The sequence below is a fragment of the Actinoallomurus rhizosphaericola genome, from assembly GCF_024055675.1.
GTDB classification, from domain to species: Bacteria; Actinomycetota; Actinomycetes; order Streptosporangiales; family Streptosporangiaceae; genus Actinoallomurus; species Actinoallomurus soli.
This window is the reverse complement of the sequence record NZ_JAMXMW010000003.1, coordinates 307,334-326,749: the sequence shown is the minus strand read 5'-3', so window position 1 is coordinate 326,749 and position 19,416 is coordinate 307,334. Positions and strand designations below refer to the sequence as shown.

14 protein-coding genes are annotated in these 19,416 nt (G+C 71.5%); 11 read left to right on the top strand and 3 right to left on the bottom strand.

Going from position 1 to position 19,416, the window contains the following annotated elements; translation table 11 throughout:
* Nucleotides 1-51: 51 nt before the first annotated feature.
* From NE234_RS09160 to NE234_RS09150, 3 genes are all read left to right on the top strand, one after another.
* On the top strand, nucleotides 52-2,658 hold the full coding sequence (locus tag NE234_RS09160; RefSeq protein WP_252778456.1) for a sensor histidine kinase: 2,607 nt from the start codon (nucleotides 52-54) through the stop codon (nucleotides 2,656-2,658).
* Between the two features lie 90 nt (nucleotides 2,659-2,748).
* Nucleotides 2,749-4,584, top strand: a complete 1,836-nt coding sequence (locus tag NE234_RS09155; RefSeq protein WP_252778455.1) for an APC family permease — start codon at nucleotides 2,749-2,751, stop codon at nucleotides 4,582-4,584.
* A 46-nt stretch (nucleotides 4,585-4,630) separates the two neighbouring features.
* Nucleotides 4,631-5,626 (top strand): sodium:calcium antiporter, encoded by a 996-nt coding sequence (locus NE234_RS09150; protein ID WP_252778454.1) that lies wholly within the window; start codon nucleotides 4,631-4,633, stop codon nucleotides 5,624-5,626.
* A 124-nt stretch (nucleotides 5,627-5,750) separates the two neighbouring features.
* On the opposite strand, the gene NE234_RS09145 is transcribed toward NE234_RS09150, so the two are convergent.
* Nucleotides 5,751-6,833 (bottom strand): YeiH family protein, encoded by a 1,083-nt coding sequence (locus NE234_RS09145; protein WP_252778453.1) that lies wholly within the window; start codon nucleotides 6,831-6,833, stop codon nucleotides 5,751-5,753.
* Nucleotides 6,834-6,904: 71 nt separating this feature from the next.
* Here NE234_RS09145 and NE234_RS09140 point away from each other — a divergent pair, with 71 nt between their 5' ends.
* The 6 genes from NE234_RS09140 (at nucleotide 6,905) to NE234_RS09115 (ending at nucleotide 14,573) form a co-directional block, all read left to right on the top strand.
* Nucleotides 6,905-7,795 (top strand): LysR substrate-binding domain-containing protein, encoded by an 891-nt coding sequence (locus NE234_RS09140; protein ID WP_252778452.1) that lies wholly within the window; start codon nucleotides 6,905-6,907, stop codon nucleotides 7,793-7,795.
* Nucleotides 7,796-7,969: 174 nt separating this feature from the next.
* Nucleotides 7,970-10,492 (top strand): sensor histidine kinase, encoded by a 2,523-nt coding sequence (locus NE234_RS09135; RefSeq protein WP_252778451.1) that lies wholly within the window; start codon nucleotides 7,970-7,972, stop codon nucleotides 10,490-10,492.
* The gene (locus NE234_RS09130) at nucleotides 10,489-11,163 is read left to right on the top strand and encodes a response regulator (RefSeq protein WP_252778450.1); all 675 of its coding nucleotides are present in this window, start codon (nucleotides 10,489-10,491) and stop codon (nucleotides 11,161-11,163) included. The genes NE234_RS09135 and NE234_RS09130 overlap by 4 nt, the downstream gene beginning before the upstream one ends.
* 137 nt (nucleotides 11,164-11,300) lie before the next feature.
* Entirely contained in the window at nucleotides 11,301-13,289 is a 1,989-nt protein-coding gene (locus tag NE234_RS09125; RefSeq protein ID WP_252778449.1) for an APC family permease, read from the top strand.
* Between the two features lie 55 nt (nucleotides 13,290-13,344).
* Nucleotides 13,345-13,752 (top strand): OB-fold nucleic acid binding domain-containing protein, encoded by a 408-nt coding sequence (locus NE234_RS09120; RefSeq protein WP_252778448.1) that lies wholly within the window; start codon nucleotides 13,345-13,347, stop codon nucleotides 13,750-13,752.
* A complete protein-coding gene (locus tag NE234_RS09115; protein ID WP_252778447.1) occupies nucleotides 13,749-14,573 on the top strand; it encodes a DUF3159 domain-containing protein in 825 nt (274 codons plus the stop codon). The genes NE234_RS09120 and NE234_RS09115 overlap by 4 nt, the downstream gene beginning before the upstream one ends.
* Nucleotides 14,574-14,585: 12 nt before the next feature.
* On the opposite strand, the gene NE234_RS09110 is transcribed toward NE234_RS09115, so the two are convergent.
* Together NE234_RS09110 and NE234_RS09105 are read right to left on the bottom strand one after the other, a co-directional pair.
* A complete protein-coding gene (locus NE234_RS09110) occupies nucleotides 14,586-15,245 on the bottom strand; it encodes a potassium channel family protein (protein ID WP_252778446.1) in 660 nt (219 codons plus the stop codon).
* The gene (locus tag NE234_RS09105; RefSeq protein ID WP_252778445.1) at nucleotides 15,245-15,913 is read right to left on the bottom strand and encodes a potassium channel family protein; all 669 of its coding nucleotides are present in this window, start codon (nucleotides 15,911-15,913) and stop codon (nucleotides 15,245-15,247) included. The genes NE234_RS09110 and NE234_RS09105 overlap by 1 nt, the downstream gene beginning before the upstream one ends.
* 171 nt (nucleotides 15,914-16,084) lie before the next feature.
* On the opposite strand from NE234_RS09105, the gene NE234_RS09100 reads away from it, so the two are divergent.
* Both NE234_RS09100 and NE234_RS09095 read left to right on the top strand, forming a co-directional pair.
* Nucleotides 16,085-18,121, top strand: coding sequence for an APC family permease (locus tag NE234_RS09100; protein WP_252778444.1), 2,037 nt, complete (start codon nucleotides 16,085-16,087; stop codon nucleotides 18,119-18,121).
* Complete coding sequence (locus NE234_RS09095; protein WP_252778443.1) at nucleotides 18,108-19,361, top strand: class I SAM-dependent RNA methyltransferase; 1,254 nt, start codon at nucleotides 18,108-18,110, stop codon at nucleotides 19,359-19,361. Before NE234_RS09100 ends, NE234_RS09095 begins: the two co-directional genes overlap by 14 nt.
* The last annotated feature ends 55 nt before the right edge of the window (nucleotides 19,362-19,416 follow it).

The window sequence follows — 19,416 nt, the reverse complement described above, 5'->3', positions numbered from 1 at the left end:
GCGTGGGAGCGCACGACACGCCGGCCCCCGCAGATGAGGAGGTGAGGCGGGATGACCCGGGGGCGCTTGCGCGTCTATCTCGGCGCCGCACCGGGTGTCGGTAAGACCTACGCCATGCTGTCCGAGGGGCACCGACGCCGCGACCGCGGCACCGACGTGGTACTCGGCTACGTCGAGTGCCACGGCCGGCCCCGCACCATCGAGCTGCTGGAGGGTTTGGAGACCGTTCCCCGCAAGACCATGGAGTACCGGGGAACGACGTTCACCGAGCTCGACGCCGACGCCGTCATCGCCCGGGCCCCCAGGGTCGCGCTGATCGACGAGCTCGCGCACACGAACATCCCGGGATCGCGTAACGAGAAGCGCTGGCAGGACATCGAGGAGATCCTCGAGGCCGGCATCGACGTGGTCACCACGGTCAACATCCAGCATCTCGACTCGGTCAACGACGTGGTCGAGCAGATCACGGGTATTCCGCAGCGGGAGACGGTGCCCGATGAGGTCGTCCGGCGTGCCGATCAGGTCGAGCTGGTCGACATGGCGCCGGAGGCGCTGCGCCGCCGGCTGGCGCACGGCAACGTCTACCAGCCGGAGAAGATCGACGCCGCGCTGGCGAACTACTTCCGCGTCGGCAACCTCACCGCGCTGCGCGAACTCGCCCTGCTGTGGCTGGCCGACAAGGTCGACGACCAGCTCGACCGTTACCGAGCCGACCACGGCATCCACACGACGTGGGAGGCGCGGGAGCGCGTCGTGGTCGCGCTCACCGGCGGCCCTGAGGGCGACACACTCGTCCGGCGGGCGGCCCGCATCGCCGACCGGGCCAAGGGCGCCGATCTGTTCGCCGTGCACGTCACCGCCGGTGACGGGCTGACCGGCGCGAGCCCGGCGAACCTGGCCCGCCAGCGGGCGCTGGTTGAGAGCCTGGGCGGCACCTACCACCAGGTCGTCGGCGACGACATCCCCCAGGCGCTGCTCGACTTCGCCCGCGGCGTCAACGCCACCCAGCTCGTCCTCGGCGCATCCCGGCGCGGCCGGTTCGCCCAGCTGTTCTCCCGCGGTGTCGGCGTCACCACCACGGCTCTGTCCGGGCCGATCGACGTCCACATGGTCACCCATGAAGAGGCGGGAAAGAACAGGTTGCGGACCCGCCGCGCCGGCGCGATCACCCGCCGCCGCCAGGCCGCGGGATTCGTGCTGGCCGCCGCCGGCCTGCCGCTCCTCACTCTGTTGCTGGCCAACCTGCGCGGACAGCTGTCCATGGCCAGCGACATCCTGGTCTTCATCATCGCCGTGGTCGCGGTCGCGCTGGCCGGCGGGATCTATCCCGCGTTGTTCGCCGCGATCGTCGGCTCCCTGCTGCTGAACTACTACTTCACGCCGCCGCTGTACGAGTTCACGATCAACCAGCATGAGAACGTCCTCGCGCTCGTCGCGTACGTCCTCGTGGGTGTCGCGGTCAGCGCGGTGGTGGAGATCGCCGCGCGGCGCACCCGCGAGGCGGCCCGCGCGAGCGCGGACGCGGAACTGCTGTCAGACCTCGCCGGCAGCGTGCTCCGCGGCTGGAACGTGGGCCGTCGGCACCAGAGCGCGCTGAACGACCTGCTCGAACGCCTCCGGGTGACCTTCGCCCTCACCACGGTGACGCTGCTGGAACGCCGCCCGGAGGCGGCGCTGACCCCGAATCGCCAGCGCGATCCGGACTGCTGGCGCATCATCGCCACCGTCGGAGGGGAACCGGTGTGCACTCCCGACGAGGGCGACGCCGACATTCCGGTCGACGACGGTCTGGCACTGGTCCTGCGGGGTCGCACTCCTTCGGCCGCCGACCAGCGCGTGCTCGAGGCGTTCGCCGCCCAGGCCGCCGTCACCCTGCGCCAGGAGCGCCTCGCCGAGGAGGCCGAGCAGGCCCGGCCGCTGGCCGAGGCCGACCGTCTCCGGACCGCGCTGCTCACGGCGGTCAGCCACGACCTGCGTTCGCCGCTGGCCTCCGCCAAGGCGGCGGTGGAGAGCCTGCGCACCGACGACGTCCACTGGTCCGAGCAGGAGCGCGACGAACTCCTCGCCACCGCGGATGAGTCCCTCGTGCGGCTCGACCGTCTCGTCGCCAACCTGCTCGACATGAGCCGGCTGCAGGCGGGAGCCCTCGGCGTGTCGGTCCGGTCCGTCCCCGTTGAGGAGATCGTCCCGTACGCCGTCGACGAACTCGACGCCTCCGACGTGCGGCTCCAGGTCCCCGACGACCTGATCGACGCGCTGGCCGATCCGGTGCTGCTCGAACGCGTGCTGGTCAATCTGATCTCCAACGCGGTGCACCACAGCCCGCCCGGCGAGCCGGTCCTGATCACGGCCAGCGCCCACGCCGGCCACCTCGAACTGCGAGTCATCGACCGCGGGCCCGGCATCCCCCCGGAGGAACGGGATCGCGTCTTCCAGCCGTTCCAGCGGCTCGGTGACCGTGACAACGGGACCGGCGTCGGGCTCGGTCTGGCCCTGTCACGCGGGCTTGTCGAGGCCATGGACGGCACTCTGGCCATCGAGGAGACGCCCGGGGGAGGTCTCACCATGATCATCACGTTGCCCGCCGCCTCACCCGACCTGGCGGACCCGGCGCTGACCTCCCACGTCGACGCGCTGCGGGAGAGGCGGGCTCGATGACACGCGTCCTCGTCGTCGACGACGATCCGCGGATCGGCATCCGCTCACCGAGCCCGGAACGGGCCACCGCTTCCAGCCCTGAAGGCGCGCATGTCACTGCTGTCCGAACGTAAGAGCACCCACCGGCCCGGACCGGCCGAGGACGCCGAGCGACACCGGCTGTCGGTCATCGGCGGGCTCGCCGCGCTGTCGCTGGACGCCATGGCGTCCGTGGCGTACGGGCCGGAGGCGATCGTCGTCGTCCTGGCCGCCGCCGGCGCGAGCGGGCTGGGTTACACCCTGCCCGTCACGCTGGCCATCGCCGGGCTGCTGGGCGTCCTGACCCTGTCGTACCGCCAGGTGATCGCGGCATTCCCGGAGGGAGGCGGGGCCTATGGCGTGGCGAAGACCCACCTCGGTCGCAGATCGTCGCTGGTGGCGGCCGCGTCGCTGGTCGTCGACTACGTGCTGAACGTGGCGGTCTCGATCGCCGCGGGCGTGGCGGCCCTCACCTCCGCGTTGCCCGGCCTCCTGCCGTACACCGTCTGGCTGTGCCTGGCGGTCCTGGTGCTCGTCACCGCCGTCAACCTGCGGGGCATCGCGCACAGCGCCCGGCTCTTCGTCACGCCCACCGCGGTCTTCGTCTTCTCCATCGCCGCGGTGATCGTCGTCGGGTTGTTCCGTGACCATCCCGTGTCGGTCGAGCACGCCACCGCCCAGGCGCATACCCTGCGCGCAGTCGGTCTACTCCTCCTGCTGCGGGCCTTCTCCAACGGGTGCGCGGCGCTGACGGGCGTCGAGGCGATCGCCAACGCCGTGCCCGGTTTCCGCGCTCCCCGGGTCAGGCGGGCCCAGCGCGCCGAGGTCGCGCTCGGCGCGATCCTCGGGCTCATGCTGATCGGCATCGCCGCGCTGATCGTGAAGTTCCACATTCACCCCGTCCACGGCGTGACGGTCCTCTCCCAGGTCACCGCGGGCTCCTTCGGGCACGGGATCGGGTACTACGTCGTCCAGTTCGCCACGGTGCTGCTCCTGGCCCTGGCCGCCAACACCTCTTTCGGCGGCATGCCCGTCCTGGCGCAGCTCCTGGCCAACGACCACAACCTGCCGCACCTGTTCGCCCTGCGTGCCGAACGGCAGGTCCACCGCTACGGCATCTTCTTCCTGACCGTCACCGCCGCCCTGCTGCTCATCGGCACGAATGGCGACATGAACACGCTCGTGCCGCTGTTCGCCATCGGCGTCTTCGTCGGCTTCACCCTCTCCCAAGCGGGCATGGTGCGGCGGTGGTGGACCGAGCGGCCGGCCGGATGGCGTCCGCGTGCCGCGCTGAACGGCCTCGGCGCCCTGTTCACCGGGATCGCCGCGATCATTGTGACCGCCACCAAGTTCACCGAGGGGGGTTGGCTGATCGTCATCGCGCTGCCGCTCCTGGTCGCGCTGATGGCGATCATCAACCGTGCGTACTGCCGCATCGCGGATCGCCTGGAGATGGACCGGGTCCCGAACCGTCCGCGCCCGAGGCGCGCCCTCGTGATCGTGCCCATCGGCGCGGTCAACCGGCTCGCCCAGGAGGCCATGTCGGCGGCGCTGTCCATCGGCGAGCGCGTCGTCGCGCTGCGCGTCACCCACCCTGACGACCCGGAGGACGTCAAGGAATTCATCGAGGCGTGGGAGCGCTGGGCCCCGGACGTCAATCTGACCCTGATCAGCGACGCTCACCGGCGCTTGGTCGAGCCGATCGTCGACTACGTTCGGAGCGTCGACGAGCCGCACGTGTTCGTCCTGATCCCTGAGGTGGAACCGGCGCACGCCTGGCAGCGGGTGCTGCAGAACCAGCGTGGTGCCGTCCTCGCGCACGCGCTGCGCCGCGACACCGACGCGGTGGTCTGCCGGCTGCGCTTCCGCCTCAGCCCGATCAGCCACGTCCGCAACGCCGTGCCCTGACCGGCGACGGGTTCCGGCTCACGTACCGACGATCGAAGGGTCTTCCATGCTCGATGGTGTGCTGCTCGTGGCCGGCTTCGCCATGCTGGTGGCCGGGGCGCTCGTCTTCACCAACGCGGTGGAATGGGCGGGACTACGTCTCGACCTCGGCCATGGAGCGGTCGGCAGTGTGCTGGCCGCCGTGGCGACGGCGATGCCCGAGTCCCTCGTTCCCGTCGTCGCGATCGTCCGCGGCGAGCGGGGGGACCCGATCGCGATCGGGGCGATCGTCGGCGCGCCCTTCCTGCTCGGGACCCTGGCGATGGCGCTGTGCGGCCTCGCGGCACTGCTCTACCGCGCGCGGCGGCAGGGCGCCGGTCTCCGGATCGATCGGCCCGCGATGAGCCGCGACCTGCTCATCTTCCTCGGCACGCTGTCGGCCGCCATCGTCATCGGGAACATCCACGGCCGGCCGGTGCACCTCATCGGAGCGTTGCTGCTGGTCGTCGCGTACGGGGCGTACCTGACCACGACGATCGCCCGGGCCAGGCGGCAGGGCGGTGCGGACGATCCTCCAGGTCCCCTGTACTTCGACCGCGCCGGGGACGCTCCGCCGGCCGCGTACCGGATCCTGGCGCAGACCATCGCGGGTGTCGGCCTGCTGGTCGGCGGCGCGGAGGTGTTCGTCACCGTCATCGAGCATCTCGCGCGGGCGGTTGGAACCAACGCCCTGGTACTGACCATCCTGGTCGCACCGCTGGCGACCGAGCTGCCGGAGAAGATCAACAGCGTGCTCTGGATCCGCCAGGGCAAGGACACCCTTGCCCTGGGCAACATCACCGGCGCCATGGTCTTCCAGCCGATGATGCCCGTCGCGGTCGGCATGGCGTTCACCGACTGGCGCCTGACCGCACCCGCACGAGTGGCCGCGATCGCCGCGCTCACCGGGGCGGTCCTCGCCGTGATCGCCGTACGGCGCACCGGTCGTTTCTCCGGGCCGCTCATCGGCTGCTGGACCGGACTGTACGCCGGAGCGACCGTTTCCATCCTCGCGCTCACGTGACCCGTGCGCCTGGAAGAGCCGGATGAGCCGCCGGATCCCCGCTCCGTTCCGGGTCGCCGCTCGCGCGTGGGCACGCTCACGGTGCGACCGCGGGGCGGCTCGGCGTACGTTCGCGGCCACCGCGCTACCGGGAGGTGAGCAGGACGCCTCCATAGGAGATTCCGGCGATGAGCGCCCAGGACGTCAGGCCGAGCACGAGGGCGCGGTGACCGGTCCGCAGGAGCTCCCGCAGACGCACGGCGCTGCCGAGGCCGAACAGCGCCGCCGCGAAGAGCACGTCCCGCGCGGTGTTCGCGGCGGCCAGGGCGCCGGGCGGAACGCTCACCGCCGAGCGGAGCGCCATCGTGCCCAGGAATCCGAGCACGAACAGCGGCAGCAGCGGGGGCCGGCGATGCTCGGCCGCCAGGGAGCCCCGGCGGGTCCGCAGGGCGACTCCGGTGGCGATCGGCGCGAGCATGACCACCCGGACGAGCTTCACCGCGACCGCCGGAACGAGCGCGGCCGAACCGGCGATGGTGGCCGTGGCGACGACCTGGCCCACATCGTGCACGCTCGCCCCGATCCAGCGGCCCGCGTCGTAGGCCGAAAGGCCGAGCAGGCGGGCGACGGGCGGCATCACGACGATGGCCAGGCTGCCGCACAGCGTGACGAGCCCGACGGCTGTCGCCGTCTCGCGCTCCGCGTCCGGGTCGCCCGGACGGGTGCCGAGCGCGCCGTCGACCGCGGCGACGGCCGACGCGCCGCAGATGGAGAAGCCGGCCGCCACGAGCAGGGAGAGACGGTCGGACAGGCCGAGCCGACGGCCCAGCCACTGGGTCCCGGTGAACGTCACCACCAGCACGGCGATCACCATGACGATCGTGCGCGCCCCTAGCGCGAGGATGTCGCCGAACGAGACCTGCAGCCCCAGGAGCACCACTCCGGCGCGCATGAACCTGGTCGCGGAGAAGCGGAGGCCGGGCCGCGTCGCCGCGGGCAGGAGGCCCAGGTTCGCGGCGAGCACGCCGAGCATCAGTGCGACGGTGAGCATCGGCAGCGTGCCCGTCGCGCGGTGCACGGCGTAGGACGCCGCGACGGCGAGGGCGGCGGCGGCCAGGCCGGGCGCGAGCGCCCGGCCACGCCGGATTCGGGCCGGGCCGGAGGGCGGCGCGAGGGGCGGCGCGATGTCCTCCGCGTGATCAGCGACAGGGCGGATCGAGATCGACATGATCCCAAGCATCGGTGCCACACGGCCCCTCCAGTAGCAGGCAATCTCATGGCAGGTCATAGAGTTCCCCTATGAGCCCCGGGCTGCCCGACTTGGAAGCACTGCAACTGCTGGTAGCCGTCGCCGAGACCGGAAGCCTCGGCCAGGCCGCCGCCCGGCAGGGGATCAGCCAGCCCTCGGCGAGCGCGCGGATGCGCACACTCGAGCGGCGGCTGGGCGTGCGGCTCCTCGTGCGCTCGACCAGCGGTTCCCGGCTCACCCCGGCCGGTTCGGTGGTCACCGACTGGGCGCGCGCCGTCCTCGTCCAGGCGAACGCGCTCGTCGAGGGCGTCGCCGCGCTGCGCTCCCGGCAGGCGGACCGGCTCCGAGTGTCGGCCAGTCTCACGATCGCCGAGCACCTCGTCCCCGGATGGCTCGTGGCGCTCCGGGAGGCCGCCCCTGGCGTGCACGTCGAGCTGAACGTCACCAACAGCACCCACGTCATCGAACGGCTCCGAACGGACGAGGCTGACCTGGGATTCATCGAGGGCCGTGGCGCGCCCCGCGACCTGCACAGCCGGGCCGTCGGCCGGGACCGCCTCGTCGTCGTCGTGGCCCCGGAGCATCCGTGGGCCCGCAGACGCCGGCCGCTGCGCCCGGTCGAACTGGCGGCCACGCCGCTGCTCCTGCGCGAGGCCGGTTCGGGCACCCGTGAGACGTTCGAGGCGGCGCTCGCTCCGTACGGAGGCCCGGCCGAGCCGGCGCTCGAACTCGGCGCCACCGCGCCGCTGCGGGCCGCCGCCGTCGCGGGCACGGCACCGGCCGTGCTCAGCGCCCTGGTGGTCGCCGACGAGATCAGGGCCGGACGGCTCGTCGAGGTGCCCACCGAGACGCGGTTCGAGCGCGTCCTGCGGGCGGTGTGGCCACGAGGCCGAGCGCTTCCCGAGCCCGCCCTCCGCCTGCTGCGGGTCGCCCGCTCCTGAGCGGCGCGCCCGGTTCCGCCTGTTAGAACCGCGTTAAGGCGGTGCCGGCCGCCGCGAAGGATCCGTCAACGGTGGTGGACGACGCCCTCTTCGCGCGTTGACTGCCTGCGTACTGATCCGACCGTCTCGAACACCGTCATCCGGGGACACAATGCAGGGAAGGGGGTGAGGCAGATGGCGACGCGGGGCAGGCTCAAGATCTACCTCGGGGCGGCGCCCGGAGTCGGCAAGACGTACGCCATGCTCGGCGAGGCGCACCGGCGGCTCGAACGCGGCGCCGACCTCGTCGTGGGCTACGTCGAGACGTACGGCCGCGCCCGCACCGTTGCGCTGCTCGACGGCCTGGAGACCGTGCCCGGCCGCGAGACCGTCCACCGCGACCGGGCGGTCACCGAGATGGACGTCGACGCGATCCTCGCGCGCCGCCCCGAAGGGGTGCTGGTCGACGAGCTGGCCCACACCAACGTCCCAGGGGTTCGCAACGAGAAGCGCTGGCAGGACGTCGAGGAGCTCCTCGAGGCGGGCATCGACGTGATCTCCACCGTCAACGTCCAGCACCTGGAGTCGCTCACCGACGTCGTCGAGCGCATCACCGAGGTACGGCCCACCGAGACGGTTCCCGACGAGGTCGTCCGGCGCGCCGATCAGATCGAACTGGTCGACATGGCCCCGGAGTCCCTGCGCCGCCGCCTGGCCCACGGCACCCTGTACGCGCCGGAAAGGATCGACGCGGAGCTGGCCAGCTACTTCCGCGTCGGCAACCTCACCGCGCTGCGGGAACTCGCGCTGCTCTGGCTGGCGGACCGGGTCGACGACGCGCTCGCCCGTTACCGCGATGAGAAGGGCATCACCGATACCTGGGAGGCCCGGGAGCGGATCGTGGTCGCGCTGACCGGCGGTCCGGAGGGCGACGTGCTGATCCGCCGCGCCGCCCGGATCGCCGCCCGCGCCGGCCGGGCCGACCTCGTGGCGGTGCACGTCGCGCGGGGAAAGGGCCTCAGAGACGGGTCTCCGGAGGCGCTCGCCCGGCAGCGTGCGCTGGTGGAGGGCTTGGGCGGCTCCTACCACCAGGTCACCGGTGACGACGTGCCCAAGGCACTGCTCGAGTTCGCCCGCGCGGCGAACGCCACGCAGATCGTGCTCGGGTCGAGCCGGCGGAACCGTTGGCAGTACGCCTTCGGACCCGGCGTCGGCACGACCGTCGCCCGTGCGTCCGACGACGTGGACGTGCACATCGTCACCCATGACTACGCCGGCAAGGGCAGGGGACCGGCGGCCGTTCCGCCCACCTCGCTGGGGCGCGGACGACGGACGGCCGGCTGGCTGCTCGCGCTGTTCGGCCCGCCGGCGCTGACCGCGGTGCTGTCGGCGTCCGTCCGTCACCTCGGGCTTCCGACCGAGCTGCTCTTCTTCCTCGCGCTGGCCGTCGGAGTGGCGCTGGTCGGCGGGCTGTGGCCCGCGATCGTCGCCGCCGTCGCCGGGTTCCTGCTCGTCAACTGGTTCTTCACGCCGCCGGTCCACACCCTCACCGTGGCCCACCTGGAGAACGCGCTGGCGCTTCTCGTGTTCGTGACCGTGGCGGTCGCCGTATCGACCGTCGTGGACCTCGCGGCGCGGCGCAGCTCGCAGGCGGCGCGGGCGCGTTCGGAGGCGACCACGCTCAGCATGCTCGCGACGAGCGTGCTGCGTGGCGAGGACGCCCTGCCCGAGCTGCTCGAACGGGTCCGGGAGACGTTCGGGCTGTCCTCGGTCACGCTGCTCGAACGCTCCGGCGACGGGTGGGCACCCGTGGCGTCGGCGGGCACGGAGACCTGTGGGCGGCCCGGGGACGCGGACGTCACCGTTCAGGTCAGTGACACCTTGACGCTGGCGCTCGACGGCCGGGTGCTGCCGGCCGCCGACCGCCGCGTGCTCGCCGCCTTCGCCTACCAGGCGGCCGCGGCCCTGGACCGCCAGCGCCTGGCCGAGGAGGCGAAGGAGGCCCGGCGGCTCGCGGAGGGCAACCGGATCCGCACGGCGCTGCTCGCCGCCGTCTCCCACGACCTGCGTACCCCCCTGGCGTCGATCAAGGCGAGTGTGAGCAGCCTCCGCTCGCCGGAGGTGCGCTGGGATGCCGACGACGAGGCCGAGTTGCTGGCCACGATCGAGGAGTCCGCGGACCGCCTCGACGGCCTGGTCGCCAACCTGCTCGACATGAGCCGCCTGCAGACCGGCGTCGTCAACCCGCTCGCCCGCACGGTGGCCTTGGATGAGGTGATCCAGCCGGCGCTGGCGAACGTTCCGGGCGACCAGGTCAAGATCGAGGTGCCGGACGACCTGCCGCCCGTCGTGGCCGACCCCGGGCTTTTGGAGCGTTCCCTGGCCAACGTCGTCGAGAACGCGGTACGGCACGGCGGCCCCGAGCCGGTCCGGGTGACGGCGAGCGAGCACGGCGGGATGGTGGAACTACGGGTGACCGACCGGGGGCCGGGTGTCCCCGACTCCGCCAAGAGCCGGATGTTCGAGCCGTTCCAGCGGCTCGGCGACCGGCCGCGCGGCAGTGGAGTCGGGCTGGGGCTTGCGGTCGCGCGCGGTTTCGCCGAGGCCGTTGGAGGTGACCTGCACGCCGAGGACACCCCCGGGGGCGGATTGACCATGGTGTTCTCACTGCCGACCGGGGCGAGCCCCGCAGTGGGAGAAGGCAAGGGGGAATGGTGACCCGAGTACTCGTCGTGGACGACGAGCCGCAGATCGTCCGCGCGCTCCGCATCAACCTGCGGGCTCGCGGCTACGAGGTGGACGCGGCGCCCGACGGCCGTACCGCCCTCGATCTGGCGGCACGCCGCCATCCCGACGTCGTCGTCCTGGACCTGGGCCTGCCGGATATGGAGGGCGCCGAGGTGATCAAGGGGCTGCGCGGCTGGACGAGCGTGCCGATCATCGTTTTGTCGGCGCGGCACGCCTCCGAGGAGAAGGTCGAGACGCTCGACGTCGGCGCGGACGACTACGTGACCAAGCCGTTCGGCATGGACGAGCTGCTGGCCCGGCTGCGCGCCGCCGTGCGCAGGGCCGCCCCCGCCGAGGAGGCCGCCGTCGTCGTCACCGACGACTTCACCGTCGACCTGGCCGCCAAGAAGGTCGGCCGGGACGGCGCCGACGTCCGTCTCACGCCGACCGAGTGGCACGTGCTCGAGGTGCTCGTGCGCAACGCGGGACGGCTGGTCAGCCAGCAGCAGCTGCTTCGCGAGGTGTGGGGGCCCTCGTACGAGAACGAGACCGGCTACCTGCGGGTCTACCTTGCCCAGTTGCGCCGGAAGCTGGAGAAGGACCCGTCCCGCCCCCGCCACCTGATCACGGAACCGGGCATGGGCTACCGCTTCGAACGTTGACCCCCGGCCGCGCTGAGGTCCTCGTTCTCGCCGACGCGCGTGACCGCGTTAGGAAGTCGTTAAGAAGCGGAGCGGGGGCGTTAGGGCGGCGTTAGGAATATCCGATTCGTGCCGCCCAGGCCGGTTTGCTGGCAATCGTGAAGCAAGCCGTGTTGCATCTCCCGAAACGCTTCCTCGTCGGCAGGCCGCTCCGGACCGGGCAGATGGGGGAGACGCTGCTACCCAAGAAGCTGGCCCTCCCCGTCTTCTGCAGCGACCCCCTGTCCTCCGTCGCATACGCCACCGAGGAGATCCTGCTCGCGCTCAGCCTCGGCGGTCTGGCGATGCTCACCCTGTCCTGGTGGGTGGGCGCAGGCGTGGTCTTCCTGCTCCTGGTGGTCACCGCGTCGTACCGGCAGACCTGTCACGCCTACCCCAACGGCGGCGGAGCGTACGCGGTCAGCCGGGCGAACCTCGGTGAGAACGCCTCTTTGGTGGCGGCGAGCGCGCTGCTGATCGACTATGTCATGACCGTCGCGGTCTCCGTCGCGGCGGGCGTCGCGAACATCGTCTCCGCGTTCCCCGCGCTCGGCCCGCACGCCGTGGGCATCTCGCTCGTATTGATCGCCGTGCTGGCCGTGATGAACCTGCGCGGGGTCAAGGAGTCGGGGACGGCGTTCGCCATCCCCACCTACGGCTTCGTGGTCAGCATCTTCCTCATGCTCGCCGTCGGCCTCGTACGGATGCTGGTCGGGCACGCGCCGGCGGCCGAGTCGGCAGGGATCGGCGTGCATGCCGCGCACGGCTCGATCGGGGCGGCGGCCGTCCTGCTCGCCCTGCGCGCCTTCGCTCAGGGATGCACGGCGCTGACCGGTGTCGAGGCTGTGAGCAACGGAGTCCCCAACTTCAAGCCGCCGAAGAGCCGCAACGCGGCGGCCACGCTGACGATCATGGGGCTGCTGGCCGTGACCATGTTCAGCGGCATCACGATCCTCGCGTTGGCCGCTCACGTGCACATGGCCGAGAGCCCGGCGCAGCTGATCGGCGCGCCGCCCGGATACGAGCAGAAGACGGTCATCGCCCAGCTCGGCGCGGCGGTCTTCGGGCACGGCTCGGTGTTCTTCTTCCTAGTGCAGGCATTCACCGCGGCGGTCCTCGTGCTGGCCGCCAACACCGCGTTCAACGGGTTCCCGATCCTGGCCTCGATCCTGGGCGGCGACGGGTATCTGCCCCGGCAGTTCGCACGGCGCGGCGACCGGCTGGTGTTCAGCAACGGCATCGTGATCCTGTCCCTGCTGGCCGGCGCGCTGATCTGGGCGTTCGACGCCAGCACCACGAGGCTCATCCAGCTCTACATCATCGGGGTGTTCGTCTCCTTCACCCTGAGCCAGAGCGGAATGGTCAGGCACTGGGGCGATGAACTGCGCCGGATCACCGATGCGGCGGGCCGGCGCGCCATCCACCGCTCGCGAGCGATCAACCTCGTCGGCGCCCTCCTCACCGGCCTGGTCCTGGTGATCGTGCTGTTCACCAAGTTCATGCACGGCGCGTGGATCGTCGTGGTGACCATGCCGTTGGTGTTCCTGATGATGAAGGGGATCCAGCGGCACTACCGGCGGGTCGCGGTCGAACTCGAGCCGGGCGATGAAGGCGTCCCGCTGCCCAGCCGGATCCATGCCGTCGTGCTCGTGTCCAAGGTGCACACCCCCACTCTGCGGGCGCTGGCCTTCGCCCGGGCGACGAGGCCCAACACGCTGACCGCACTCAGCGTGGCGACCAGCCAGGAGGAGGCCGACCGGCTGGAGCGGGAGTGGGCCGAGCGCGACATCCCCGTGCCGCTGACGATCCTCGACTCGCCGTACCGTGACATCACCGGGCCGGTGCTCGACCATGTGACCCGGATCCGGCTCAAGAGCCCCCGTGACGTGGTGTCCGTCTTCCTTCCCGAGTACGTCGTCGGCCGCTGGTGGGAGCACCTCCTGCACAACCAGAGCGCCCTCCGGCTCAAGGCACGCCTGCTGTTCCGGCCCGGCGTGATGGTCACCAGCGTGCCGTGGCAGCTCGGCTCGGCGGAGGCGGCGCTCGCCCGGCACACGGAAAGCGGCGAATTCGCGGCACGTACCCGGATACGTCCTGGTGCAGCGTGAGTTAATCCTTTCGCGGTGGTCTGTTCCGTCAGGGGATGGCTTACGCTTGCGAATCATGGAGGAAGTGCCTGCCGGAACGGCGCAGGAGAACGCACAGGGCGCTCGGGGTCTGCGCGGCTTCCTGCGTCGCCTGACCTCGACCAAGGCGGAGCTCGAGGCCGAAGAGCTGCAGAAGACCACCGGCGAGGAGGGCGCCACTCCGATCAGGAAGTGCGCCGTACGCCGACGCGCCTGCGTGGCGGGTACGCTACGTACCGTGACTCTCCGACCGAGGGGCGGCGCGCCCGCACTGGAGGCCGAGCTGTACGACGGCTCGGACATGATCAGTCTGGTGTGGCTCGGCCGGCGGCGCATCGCCGGGATCGAGCCCGGTCGGCTGGTGCGCGCGGAGGGCCTGGTCAGCGTCCAGGACGGCCGCAAGGTGATGTTCAACCCGCGGTACGAGCTGCGGGGAGGATCATGACCGAGCGACGCCGCGCCGAGGCGACGGACGACGAGGGCGGGAAGGCCCCCGTCCAGGAACGGGCCGTGGGCGAGGCCGGCGGCGCGGACGCGCCCACGGAGGACCACCGCGGCGCGGACGCCCTCGCGGGGACTCATGACGAGGCCGGCGCCGAGGCTCACGGCGAGGCGCGGCGGGCCGCGTACGACACCGTCGAGGAGGCCGTCCGCAAGCAGCTCTCCAAGGCGCTCGGCGGCCCGCGCGGCGTCGTGGAGGCGGCGATCCCGACGATCGGCTTCACCGTCTCCTGGATCGTGAGCCACCAGCTCAAGGCGTCCCTGATCCTCGGAGCCGGGCTCGCCGTCGTCCTGCTGGCCGTGCGCCTGGTTCAGCGTTCGACGGTCCAGTTCGTGCTCAACAGCGTCTTCGGCATCGCGATCGCGGCGTTCTTCGCGCTGCGCTCGGGCAAGGCCGCCGACGCGTTCCTGCCCGGCATCCTCTACAACGCGGGCTACGCCGCGGCGATGCTGCTGTCGATCGCCGTCCGGTGGCCCGTCGTCGGGTTCCTGATCGGGTCGGTCACCGGCGACCCGACCGCCTGGCACCGCGACCGCGACATCGTCCGGCTGTGCTCCCGGCTCACCTGGCTGCTGCTGATCCCGTGCCTGGTGCGGGTCGCCGTGCAGTACCCCCTCTACCTGGCGGGGCACGTCGGCTGGCTCGGCGCGGCCAAGGTCGTGATGGGCTGGCCGCTCCAGGTGGCGGCGCTGGCCGTCATGGCCTGGCTGCTGGCCCGTGGCCGTACCCCGATGGAGACGGCCACGGGCGCTCAGGAGTCCTGACCCCGGCGCGGGTCAGTGCGCTGACAGCAGGTCGCCGAGCTCGTCCTCGACGTCCTGGCTGGCGACGAACATCAGCTCGTCCCCGGCCTCGAGGGTGTCGTCCGGGCTGGGCACCAGCACCCGGCCCTCCCGCAGGATCGCCACGAGCGCGGTGTCGCGCGGCCAGGTCACCGAGCCGACCAGCTGACCGGCGAGCGGGGCGTCCTCGGGCAGGGTCAGCTCGACGAGGTTCGCCTCACCCTGCCGGAAGGTCATCAGCCGGACCAGGTCGCCGACGCTGACGGCCTCCTCGACCAGCGCGGACAGCAGGCGGGGCGTGGAGACCGCGACGTCGACGCCCCAGGACTCGTTGAAGAGCCATTCGTTCTTGGGGTGGTTGATCCGCGCGACGACGCGGGGGACGCCGTACTCGGTCTTGGCGAGCAGCGAGACGACCAGGTTGACCTTGTCGTCGCCGCTCGCCGCGACGACGACGTGGCAGCGCTCCAGGCCCGCGTCGTCGAGGGAGGCGATCTCGCAGGCGTCCGCGAGCAGCCACTCGGCGCGCGGCACCGCCTCGACCTTGATCGACCGGGGGTTCTTGTCGATGAGCAGGACCTCGTGGCCGTTCTCGAGGAGCTCCTGGGCGATGGAGCGGCCCACGGCGCCCGCTCCGGCGATGGCGACCCGCATTACTCCACCCTCTGCTCGGGCCGCTGGGACACGGCGTCGTTGATGCGTTCGATGTCGGAGGACGCCGCCATCACGTGGACGACGTCGCCGTCCTGGATGACGGTGTCGCCGGTGGGCACCAGCGCCTCGCCCATGCGGGACAGGAACGCGACGCGCGTCTTGGCCGCCTCCTCCAGCGCCGAGACCTTGGCGCCGATCCACTTCGGGTCCGACTGCACCTCGGCCAGCACCACCTCGCCGGTCGGGTCCCGCCACAGCGAGGACACGCCCTCGGGCAGCAGCCGCCGGATCATCTGGTCCGCGGTCCAGCGGACGGTCGCGACGGTCGGGATGCCGAGCCGCTGGTAGACCTCCGCCCGCCGGGGGTCGTAGATCCGCGCGACGACGTTCTCCACCCCGAAGGTCTCACGGGCGACGCGGGCCGAGATGATGTTGGAGTTGTCGCCGCTGCTGACGGCGACGAAAGCGGAGGCCTGCTCGATCCCGGCCTCGACCAGCACGTCGCGGTCGAATCCGAAGCCGGTGATCCGGCGCCCCTTGAAGCCGCCGCGCAGCCGGCGGAACGCCTCGGGGCTCTGATCGATGATGGCCACGGTATGGCCTTTGTCCTCCAGGATGTGGGCGAGGGTGGATCCCACTCGCCCGCAACCCATGATCACGATATGCACGGTCGTCCTTCCCGGCGCCGGTGCCGTCCGCTTGGCTCCGCTTGACCTGATGAAACCTACACAGCCCCGGGTGCGCGGAGCACTTCCTGACCCGTCTTAAGGGCGGCACTTGCATTCATCCCCCGGGCGAGGGGGATCTCACGGTCGGAGGAACGACTAGCCTTACCTGTCGTGTCGAAGGCTCCAGACCTCGTCAAGAGGCTTCTGCTCGGCCGGGCGCTTCGCAGCGCCCAAGCGCACGAGCAGACACTCCCCAAGACGATCGCCCTCCCGGTGTTCGCCAGTGACGCGCTGTCGTCGGTGGCGTACGCCCCGCAGGAGATCCTGATCGCCCTCGGCCTCGCGGGGCTCGCGACGTACCACTTCACGCCCTGGGTGGCGGGGGCGGTCATCGTGATCATGCTCACCGTGGTCGCGTCCTACCGCCAGAACGTCCGCGCCTACACCAGCGGCGGCGGCGACTTCGAGGTCGCCACGACCAACCTGGGCAGTAACGCCGGCATCGTGGTGGCCAGCGCCCTCATGGTCGACTACGTCCTGACGGTCGCCGTCTCGGTGTCGTCGGGGATCGAGAACCTCGCCGCGCTCCTGCACTTCCTGCAGCCGCACAAGGTCCTCGCCGCACTCCTCATCGTCGCCATCTTGACGATCATGAATCTCCGGGGGATCCGGGAGTCGGGCGTCGCGTTCGCCATCCCGACCTACCTGTTCATGTTCGGCGTCTTCCTGATGCTGATCTGGGGCTTCACGCGCATGGCGTTCGGCGCGCACCTGCGGGCCGCGACCGCCGACATGACGATCCACGGCACGGCGGTCGGCGTCAGCGGCTTCGCGCTCGTCTTCCTGCTGCTGCGGGCCTTCTCCTCCGGCTGCGCGGCGCTGACCGGCGTCGAGGCGATCAGCAACGGCGTGCCCGCCTTCCGTAAGCCCAAGGGGAAGAACGCCGCGGCCACGCTGCTGCTGCTCGGAGCGATCGCGGCCTCCATGTTCGGCGGCATCGTCGCGCTGGCGTACATCACGAAGACCAAGTTCGGCGACCCGGCGATGGGCGCCCGCATCCTGGACCGGACGGGCAAGGAGGTCTCGCCGGACCCGGTGATCGCGCAGGTCGCGCACACCGTGTTCAGCAACTTCCCGCTGGGCTTCGCGTACCTCACGACGATGACCGCGCTGATCCTCGTGCTGGCCGCCAACACCGCCTTCAACGGCTTCCCCGTGCTCGGCTCGGTGCTCGCGCAGAACCGCTACCTGCCCCGCCAGCTGCACACCCGCGGCGACCGGCTGGCGTTCAGCAACGGCATCATCATCCTGGGCGCGCTGGCCGGCGTGCTGATCTACGCCTACGACGCCTCGGTCACGTCGCTGATCCAGCTGTACATCGTCGGCGTGTTCGTGTCCTTCACCGTCAGCCAGACCGGCATGGTCCGGCACTGGAACCGCCTGCTGCGGACCGAGACCGACCCGGCCGCCCGGCGGCGGATGAAGATGTCGCGGGCCATCAACACGTTCGGCGGGATCATCACCGCGATCGTGCTGGTCGTGGTGCTGGTCACCAAGTTCCTGCTCGGCGCGTGGATCGCCTGCGTCGCCATGTCGGTGCTGTTCCTCATGATGCGGGGCATCCGGCGGCACTACGACCGGGTCGCCGCCGAGCTCGCCGTCACCGGGGAGGACGTCGCGCTGCCCTCCCGGAACCACGCCATCGTCCTCGTCTCCAAGATCCACCGTCCGACGATGCGGGCGCTCGCGTACGCGCGGGCCACCCGCCCCTCGACGCTGGAGGCGGTGACCGTCGCGGTGGACCCCGAGGAGTCGCAGCGGCTCCAGGAGGAGTGGGACGCGCAGGAGCTGCCCGTGCCGCTGAAGATCCTCGACTCGCCGTACCGAGAGATCACGCGGCCCATCCTGGAGTACGTCAAGAGCGTCCGGCGGCGCAGCCCCCGCGACGTGGTCACCGTGTTCCTGCCCGAGTACGTCGTGGGACGCTGGTGGGAGCACCTGCTGCACAACCAGAGCGCGCTCCGGCTGAAGACGCGCCTGCTGTTCCAGCCCGGTGTGATGGTCACGAGCGTGCCCTGGCAGCTCGCCTCGTCCGACCGTCTGAAGGGCCGGTTCGAGCCGCCGGCCCCCGGTTCCGTACGCCGCCCGTACGGCCCAGAGCAAGAAGTCGAATCGGAGGGGACCCGTGCCGCCGGTGGAATCGTCTGAGCTGATCGAACTCCAGATCGGAGCGGTCGCCAACGGCGGCTGGTGCGTTGCCCGGCACGACGGGCGCGTCGTGTTCGTCCGGCACACCCTGCCCGGCGAGCGCGTACGGGCCCGCGTGACCCAGGAGACCAAGAACTTCCTGCGCGCCGACGCCGTCGAGATCCTGGAGGCGTCTCCGGACCGGGTCCAGGCGCCCTGCCCGTTCGCCGGCCCGGGCCGCTGCGGCGGCTGCGACTGGCAGCACGCCTCCCTGCCCGCCCAGCGGCGGCTGAAGGCCGAGGTCGTCCAGGAGCAGCTCCGCCGGCTGGCCGGCATCGAGCGCGACGTCGTCGTCGAGGAGGTGCCGGGCGCCCCGGACGGCCTCGGCTGGCGGACCCGGGTGCAGTTCGCGGTCCGCCGCGACGGCGTGATCGGCCTGCGCAAGCACCGCTCCCACCAGATCGAGCCCATCGACGAGTGCCTGATCGCCCACCCGCAGGTCGAGGCGCTCGGCATCGAGCGCAAGCGCTGGCCCGGCGCCACCGGCGTCGAGGCGATCGCGTCGGCGGGCACGGGCGACCGCCTGGCCGTCCTGTCCAGCCGGGGCCGGGCCCGCGTCCCCCGCATGGACGCGCCCGTGCGCCTCGTCAGCGGCAAGCGGGAGGACAAGCCGCCCTTCGTCCGTGAGGAGGCCGCCGGCCGGCTGTGGCAGGTCAGCGGCAGCGGATTCTGGCAGGTCCACCCCGGTGCCGCCGAGACGCTCGCCGCGGCCGTCCTGGACACGCTGGAGCCCCGGAAGGGCGACATCGCCGTCGACCTGTACTGCGGCGCGGGCCTGTTCGCCGGCGTGCTCGGCGAGGCGGTCGGCTCGGACGGCCTGGTCGTCGGGATCGAGTCGGAGGGGCAGGCCGTCCGCGACGCCCGCTTCAACCTCCGCGACCTCCCGCACGTGTCCGTGGAACGCGGCGAGGTCGAGCAGGTCCTCGACCAGATCAAGTTCGGCCGCGGCAAGTCCACGCTGAACCGCGCCGACCTCGTCGTCCTGGACCCGCCGCGCACCGGCGCCGGCCGGGACGTCGTCAAGCGCGTGGCGGAGCTCGCCGGCCGCCGGATCGCGTACGTCTCGTGCGATCCGGCCACCCTGGCCCGCGACCTGGCGTTCTTCTCCGAGTACGGCTGGACGCTGTCCGCGCTGCGCGCGTTCGACGCCTTCCCGATGACCCAGCACGTGGAGTGCGTCGCCACCCTGATCAGGGGCTGACTCCGGCGTCTCGTCGAGGTGCGCGTGCGCGCCTCGACGAGGGCCTTGCCCGAGT